This window comes from Microbacterium sp. HMWF026 (assembly GCF_003061325.1).
Classification (GTDB): Bacteria; Actinomycetota; Actinomycetes; order Actinomycetales; family Microbacteriaceae; genus Microbacterium; species Microbacterium testaceum_E.
In genome coordinates this window covers 1-7,287 of sequence record NZ_QAJB01000342.1, presented here as the reverse complement: position 1 = coordinate 7,287, position 7,287 = coordinate 1, and the positions used below count along the sequence as shown (strand labels likewise).

At 72.6% G+C, this 7,287-nt stretch carries 6 protein-coding genes; 4 read left to right on the top strand and 2 right to left on the bottom strand.

The features are described from left to right. The coding region (locus tag DBR36_RS12735; RefSeq protein ID WP_258222824.1) for an RNA helicase at positions 1 to 1,723 on the top strand (1,723 nt) is incomplete at its 5' end. Beyond that, positions 1,720 to 3,294, top strand: a complete 1,575-nt coding sequence (gene lnt / locus DBR36_RS12730; protein ID WP_181373594.1) for an apolipoprotein N-acyltransferase — start codon at positions 1,720 to 1,722, stop codon at positions 3,292 to 3,294. The genes DBR36_RS12735 and lnt, both read left to right, overlap by 4 nt. Before the next feature lie 120 nt (positions 3,295 to 3,414). Here the strand turns inward: lnt and DBR36_RS12725 are convergent, their stop codons facing one another. After that, complete coding sequence (locus tag DBR36_RS12725) at positions 3,415 to 3,786, bottom strand: RNA polymerase-binding protein RbpA (protein ID WP_108319929.1); 372 nt, start codon at positions 3,784 to 3,786, stop codon at positions 3,415 to 3,417. A gap of 93 nt (positions 3,787 to 3,879) precedes the next feature. Beyond that, entirely contained in the window at positions 3,880 to 4,692 is an 813-nt protein-coding gene (locus tag DBR36_RS12720; RefSeq protein WP_108319927.1) for a glycerophosphodiester phosphodiesterase family protein, read from the bottom strand. Between the two features lie 197 nt (positions 4,693 to 4,889). Here DBR36_RS12720 and DBR36_RS12715 point away from each other — a divergent pair, with 197 nt between their 5' ends. Together DBR36_RS12715 and DBR36_RS12710 are read left to right on the top strand one after the other, a co-directional pair. Continuing rightward, positions 4,890 to 5,654, top strand: coding sequence for an SDR family oxidoreductase (locus DBR36_RS12715; protein WP_108319925.1), 765 nt, complete (start codon positions 4,890 to 4,892; stop codon positions 5,652 to 5,654). 2 nt (positions 5,655 to 5,656) lie between these two features. Beyond that, positions 5,657 to 7,287 (top strand): prolyl oligopeptidase family serine peptidase (locus DBR36_RS12710; protein ID WP_108319923.1); only part of this gene is annotated, 1,631 nt, incomplete at its 3' end.

Below are 7,287 nucleotides of genomic sequence, written 5' to 3'. Positions count from 1 at the left end.
CCGCCGCGCCCAGGACTACCGCTCGCAACGGCACGCGGGCGGGCCGCGCCACGCCCACCAGCGACGCGGTGGCCACAAGCCCGTCCGTGCCTCGCACGGCCCGCGCATCGAGCGCATCGACCGGCCCGAGGTCGTCGAGTTGCTGCAGCGCAGCCACCTGCTCCCGGCCATCTTCTTCATCTTCAGCCGCGCCGGGTGCGACGCGGCGGTGCAGCAGCTGCGACGTGCCAACGTGCGGCTGACCTCGGCCGAGGAGCGCGAGGACATCCGTCAGATCGTCGACGAGATGACCTTCACCCTCAAGGACGAGGATCTGGCGATCCTGCACTTCTGGGAGTGGCGCGACAACCTCGAGAGGGGCGTCGCGGCGCACCACGCGGGACTGCTGCCGGCCTTCAAAGAGGTCGTCGAGGAGCTGTTCCGCCGCAAGCTCGTCAAGGTCGTCTTCGCCACCGAGACCCTCGCCCTGGGCATCAACATGCCCGCGCGCACCGTCGTGCTCGAGAAGCTCGAGAAGTTCAACGGCGAGGCGCGCGTCGCGATCACGTCGGGGGAGTACACCCAGCTCACCGGCCGCGCCGGCCGCCGCGGCATCGACGTCGAGGGCCACGCGGTCGTGCAGTTCACCGAGGGCCTCGACCCGCAGTCGGTGGCCGCCCTCGCCTCGCGCCGCACCTACCCGCTCAACTCGAGCTTCCGGCCCACGTACAACATGGCCGTGAACCTGATCGACCAGTTCGGCCGCGGCCGCGCGCGCGAGATCCTCGAGTCCTCGTTCGCGCAGTTCCAGGCCGACCGCTCCGTGGTCGGTCTCGCTCGTCAGGTGAAGGATGCCGAGGAATCCCTCGCCGGGTACGAGCAGGCCATGACGTGCGATCGCGGGGACTTCCGCGAGTACTCCACGATCCGGCGCGAGCTGAGCGACCTCGAGAAGATCAACCGTCGCGACGCCACCGCCCCGCGCCGTCTGCGCGACGAGCGGCAGGAGCAGATCCAGTCGCTCCGCAAGCGGATGCAGCGGCATCCCTGCCACAACTGCCCCGACCGCGAGGCGCACGCGCGCTGGGCGGAGCGGTACTGGAAGCTCAAGCGCACCACCGACAAGACCCGCCAGCAGATCGACCAGCGCACCGGAACGGTCGCGCGCGTGTTCGACCGGGTCGTCGAGGTGCTGGCGACGCTGGAGTACGTGGCGATCGAAGACGACGGCACCACGGTGCTCACCCGCGCCGGTCGCACGATGCGTCGCATCTACGGCGAACGGGATCTGCTCGTGGCCGAGTCGCTGCGGCAGGGCCTGTGGGAGGCGCTGGACGCCCCGTCGCTCGCGGCGCTGGCGTGCTGCCTGGTGTACGAACCGCGGCGCGACGAGGCCGGACCGGGGGAGCGCGGCCTTCCGCGCGGGGCCTTCCGCGGCGCCCTGGACGCCACGCACACCCTCTGGCAGGAGCTCGACGACCTCGAGCGCGACCACCGCCTGCCCGGCTCGGAGTCGCCGGCGCCGGGACTGGCGCCCGCGATGCACGCCTGGGCCCGCGGTCTGCCGCTGGACACGGTGCTGACGCTCGCCGACATGGCGGCGGGCGACTTCGTCCGCTGGGCCAAGCAGACCATCGATCTTCTCGATCAGATCTCGCTCGTCGCCGAGCCCAAGCTGGCCAAGACCGCGCGGACGGCCCTGGATGCCGTGCGCCGCGGCATCGTCGCGTACACGTCGGCATGAGCGGCGGAGTGACCACCGCCGCGGACCGCACGCCCGTGGTGCCGGCGGGGCGCCCGCTGGTGCGGCTCGCCTTCGCGGCTCCCCTGTCGGTCGTGGCGGGTCTGCTGATGGTGACCGCGTATCCCGCCCTGGCGTGGTGGCCGATGGCGTTCCCGGCGACGGTCCTGGCCCTCGTGGTGCTGGTGGGGCGACGCTTCTGGTCGGCGGTGCTGATCGGCCTGCTGTTCGGGTTGGCCTTCTTCTCGGTGAACCTGCTCTTCACGGCGCGCTACCTCGGACCCGTCCCGTGGGCGGCGCTGTCGGTGCTCGAGTCGCTGCTGACGGCCGTGTTCGCGGTGCCGATCGCCCTGGCGTACCGGTGGATGCCACGCGTCGCCCCCGGACGCCTGGGGCGCCTGATGCTGCTGCCCGCGCTGGTGGCGGGGCTGTGGACGCTGCGCGAGCAGATCGTCGGGTCGTGGCCCTACGGCGGGTTCCCGTGGGGGCGCATCGGGGTCTCGCAGGTCAACGGTCCGTTCGCCGAGGTCGCCTCGTGGGTCGGCATGTCGGGGCTGTCGTTCCTCGTCGTGCTCCTGTGCGCGCTGCTCGTCGAGGTCGTGCGCGGGGGCGCCTTCCGGCGCGCGACCGGGGCGATCCCCGCGGCCGTGCTGCTGATCGTGCTGCTGGTCGTGCCGCAGTTCCCCACCGCCGACGCGGGGTCGCTGCGCGTCGGCGCCGTGCAGGGCAACGGGCCCGCGGGCTACTTCGACCAGAAGACGCGCGGAGCCGTGCTGAACGCGCAGCTGACGGCATCCGCCCCGCTCTTCGGGCAGCGCATGGACGTGCTGCTCTGGCCCGAGGGGGGCGTCGACTCCGACCCCACCGCGAACGCGTCGACCTCGGCCGTGCTGCAGGAGCTGTCGCGCCGCGTCGACGCGCCGCTGCTCATCTCGGCCGTGACCGAGCGGGGGAGCGAGCTGTTCAACTCGTCGCTGCTGTGGACGCCCGAGGGGCAGGCGGGGTCGACGTACGACAAGCGGCATCCCGTCCCCTTCGGCGAATACGTTCCCGACCGGGCGTTCTGGGAACCGTTCGCCCCCGACCTCATCGGCCTGATCGGCCGCGAGTACACCCCGGGCACGGCGAGCCCGCTGATCGAGCTGGACGGCGTGGGCGTGGGCCTGGCGATCTGCTTCGACGTCATCTACGACGACGTCGTGTGGGACGGCGCCGACGCCGGCGCCGAGGTCTACATGTTCCAGACGAACAACGCCGACTTCCGCGGAACGGACGAGAACCTGCAGCAGCTCGCCTTCGCGCAGATGCGCGCGATCGAGACCGGGCGGTCGGTGGTGAACCTGTCGACGGTGGGGACGAGCCAGGTCATCGCCCCCGACGGCGCAACGCTCGACGCCCTGCCCATCGACACGGCGGGGCACATGCTCACCGACGTGCCGCTGCGCACGGGACTGACCCCCGCCGTCGTCCTCGGGCCCGTGATCAAGATCGTGCTCGGGTGGGGGAGCCTGGCCGGTCTGCTCGCGGTGGGCGTGCTCGCCGCGGTGCGCGGTCGCCGGCGCGCGGCGCGCTGAGCCCGCTCCGTCGGCGCTGCGCGGGCGTCGCCCGCCGACGCGCCGATCCCCCGACACGGCCCACAACGACGAAGACGCCGGCCCCTCGGGGCCGGCGTCCAGGTCTTCGACTCTCGTCGGTCAGGCGCTGAGCTTCTCGTTCCCGGCGCCACGACGGGCGCGGACGAAGGCGAGGCGCTCTTCGAGGAGTTCCTCGAGCTCGGGGATGGTGCGACGCTCCAGGAGCATGTCCCAGTGCGTGCGGGCGGCCTTGTCGCCGGAGTGGTCGACGGTCGCGGTGCCGTCGCCGATGCGCAGCAGGGCCTCTGCGCCGCACGTGCGGCACTCCCAGGCCTCGGGGACCTCGGCGTCTGCAGCGAACGTCAGGACGGTGTCGCGTCCGCAGGTGCTGCAGGTGTAGGTGTGTTGTGCACGGTCGTGGAACACGACGCCGTCTTCGCTCTGGAGGCTTTGGGCGCCGAGTCGGATGCCGCGGAGACTGCGGTCTGCCATTGTGTGGTCCTCTCGTCGGTCCCCATGTATAACGTCCGCACCTGTGCGCTTTATTCGAACCGTGCGCGTCTGAGCGCCTTTCACAGACGATGCTCAGTCAGCGCTCGTTCGCCGGTCGTTCACCAGGGCGAGGGCGGTGTCGGCGCGGTCGGTGACGAGCCCGTCGACGCCCCGATCGAGCAGCCTCTGCATGTCGGCCTCGTCGTTCACGGTCCACACGTGCACCTCGACGCCGGCGCCGTGAGCGGCCCGGATGAGCCCGCGGGTCGCGACCGGCAGCGGGCCCTGGCGTTCGGGCACCTGCAGGGCGTCCAGCCCCTCGAGCGCCGCCTTGACGCGCCGCCCCTGCCGCAGCGCGACGAGGGCCACCAGGCGCGCCACGGTCGCCGAACCGGGCGAGGTGGCGGGGCGCATCTCGGCTCCCGCCGCGAACGCCGCCGCGAGGGCGGCCCGTCGGCGCTCGTCCGAGAAGCTCGTCACGAGCACGCGGTGCGCGTGCGGCGCGACGAGGCGACCGACCCCCTCGGCCGCCGCCTCGGCCTTGACGTCCAGGTTGAAGCGCACGTCCGGAAAGGCCTCGAGCGCCTGGCCGAGCGTGACGAGGCCGCCACGGCCGGCCATGAGCTCCTCGAGCTCGTGCAGGCGCACGTCCGCGATCCGGCGGGCGTCGTCCGCCACGCGTTGCAGGTCGTCGTCGTGGAACAGCACGACCTCGCCGTCGGCGGTCACGTGGCAGTCGGACTCCACGTAGGCGGCACCGGCGGCGTGCGCCTCGGCCACCGCGGCGAAGGAGTTCTCGACCACGCCCTGGGCCGCGGCATCCTCGGTCACCAGTCCGCGGTGCGCGAGCACCCGCGGGGCGTCGGGGGAGAGGTAGGGATGCCGCGAAGCGGACGGTGCGTTCATGGTCGGACCTCCGCGGCGACGCTAGCACGCGGTGCCGTGGTGCGAGGGGCCTCGACAGCGCCGCCGCCGGTGTGCGGGAACCACCCGCGACTGCGCGCTGCCGATGCGGAGGAGAGGGCGATCGCTAGGCTGGAGTCTTGTCGTGTGCGCCCGGATCGGCCGGCGGCATCCGATCCCCGAATCGTCAGGAGAACCCCGTGTCCCAGACCCTCCCGTCCGGCTCGCTGAGCGGCAAGACCGCCCTCGTCACCGGCTCGTCGCGCGGCATCGGCGCCGACACCGTCCGTTACTTCGCCGAGGCCGGCGCCAACGTCGTCATCAACTTCCGCAACAAGGCCCCGCGCGCCGAGAAGCTCGCCGCCCAGCTGCGCGAGCTGGGCGTCGAGGCGCTCGTGGTCGGCGCCGACCTCACCGACCCCGAGTCGGTGAAGGCGATGTTCGACGAGGTCGAGCGCACCTTCGGCGGCCTCGACATCCTCGTGCTCAACGCCTCGGGCGGCATGGAGTCCGGCATGGCCGAGGACTACGCGCTGCTGCTCAACCGCGACGCGCAGGTCAACGTGCTCGAGACCGCCCTGCCCCTGCTGAAGGACGAGGCCCGCGTGGTCTTCGTCACCAGCCACCAGGCGCACTTCATCCGCACCACGCCGACCATGCCCGAGTACGAGCCGGTCGCGCTGTCCAAGCGCGCGGGCGAGGACGCCCTGCGCGAGAAGATCCCCGCTCTCGAGGAGCGCGGGATCGGCTTCACCATCGTGTCGGGCGACATGATCGAGGGCACCATCACCGCGACGCTGCTCGAGCGCGCCAACCCGGGGGCGATCTCGGCTCGCCGCGAGGACGCCGGAAAGCTGTACAACGTGGCCGAGTTCGCCGCCGAGGTGGCTCGCGCCGCCGTCGACCCGGTTCCGGCCGACAACACCCGACTCGTCGGAGACACGGGTTCGTTCGGAGGCGAGTGAGCATGCGGCCGACCGACATCGAGACTCTGATCGGGGTCGGTCGGCCCGCGATCTCGTCGGACGCGGCGTTCGCGGTCTTCGCGACGTCGCGCCCCGATCTCGCCGCCGACCGCGCGGTGGGACAGCTCTGGCGGGTCGACCTGCCCGCGGGGCGCCCGCGCCGCCTCACGCGCGGGGTGGCGGATCGCTCTCCCCGGCTCTCGCCCGATGACGAGACGGTCGCTTTCCTGCGGCCGGACGCGAAGGGTCGTGCGCAGCTGTTCGTCGTCGACGTCTCCGGCGGCGAGCCGGTGCAGGCGACCGACCAACCCGGGGGAGTGACGGACTTCTCGTGGTCGCCCGACGGCGCGCGCCTCGCCTTCACGGCGCGCGTGCCCGAACCGGGTCGCTACGGAACGGTGGAGGGACGGGATGCCGCGGCCGAGCCGCCGCGCCGCATCACCGGCATCCGCTGGAACGCGAACGGGCTGGGCTACCTCGACCGCCCCGCCCACGTCTTCGTCGTCGACGCGCCCGCGACCGACGCGGAGCCGTTCTACGAGCCCGCGCCCGCCCTCGACGCGATCGAGAGGACGGTCGTCGCGTCTTCCGCCGTCGCGCTGACGCACGGCGCGACGGGGTGGAACGGCGTGGTCTGGACGGCCGACGGAACCGAGCTGCTCAGTGTGCCCGAGACCATCGAGACCGAGCGGCGCGACCTGCGCGACCGGGTGGTCGCGATCGCCGTCGACGGCGGCGCGCACCGCGAGGTCCTCGGGGTGGCGCAGAACCTCTCGGTGGCGTCGGTCGACGTCGCTCCCGACGGCGCGGTGTTCGTCCTGGCGAACGACGTCGGCGACGAGGGGCTCGATTTCGTCGCGCCCGGTGTCGCGCTGTTCGCGCTCGAGGCCGACGGGCCGCGCCCGCTGACCGACCCCGAGACGATCGACCTGGGCGAGGTGGGCAGTCACCTGTCGTTCGCCGGCGACGACGTGCTGGTGCAGGATCGCGCCCGCGGCCGCGTGCGTCTGCTGCGGGTCACGCGGGCCGGTGCGGTGACCCCGGTGCTCGGCGGTGATCTCGAGGTCGGCGGGCACGCCGTGGCGAGGGGGCGGGTCGTGGCATCCGTCGCCTCTCCGGAGTCGTTCGGCGAGCTCGTCGTGATCGAGGGGCGCGAGGTGAGGTCGCTGACCGACTTCGGCGCCGCGTCCCGCGCGCGCGGCGTCGTCGTGCCGGTCGAGCACGAGATCACCGGTCGCGACGGCTACCCCGTGAACGGCTGGGTCGCGACCCCCGAGGGCGAGGGGCCGTTCCCGGTCATCCTGCAGATCCACGGCGGACCCTACGCCTCGTACGGCGTGCACCTCTTCGACGAAACGCAGGTGCTCGTCGACGCCGGCTACGCGGTCGTCTACAGCAACCCCCGGGGGAGCGCCGGGTACGGCCGCGCGCACGGGCGGTCGATCCGCCGCCGCATGGGCACTCTCGACTTCTTCGACGTCATGGACTTCTTCGACGGCGTCGTCGCGGCCGATCCGCGCCTGGACCCGCGGCGGGCGGGCGTCATGGGAGGGTCGTACGGCGGGTACATGACCGCGTGGATCATCGCGCACGACCACCGCTTCGCCGGGGCGATCGTGGAGCGCGGCTTCCT

What these genes read in the sequence shown, in the direction of transcription:
- lnt (WP_181373594.1), top strand. Translation starts at nt 1,720, where the DNA reads ATGAGCGGCGGAGTGACCACCGCCGCGGACCGCACGCCCGTGGTGCCG.
- DBR36_RS12725 (WP_108319929.1), bottom strand. Translation starts at nt 3,786, where the DNA reads ATGGCAGACCGCAGTCTCCGCGGCATCCGACTCGGCGCCCAAAGCCTC.
- DBR36_RS12720 (WP_108319927.1), bottom strand. Translation starts at nt 4,692, where the DNA reads ATGAACGCACCGTCCGCTTCGCGGCATCCCTACCTCTCCCCCGACGCC.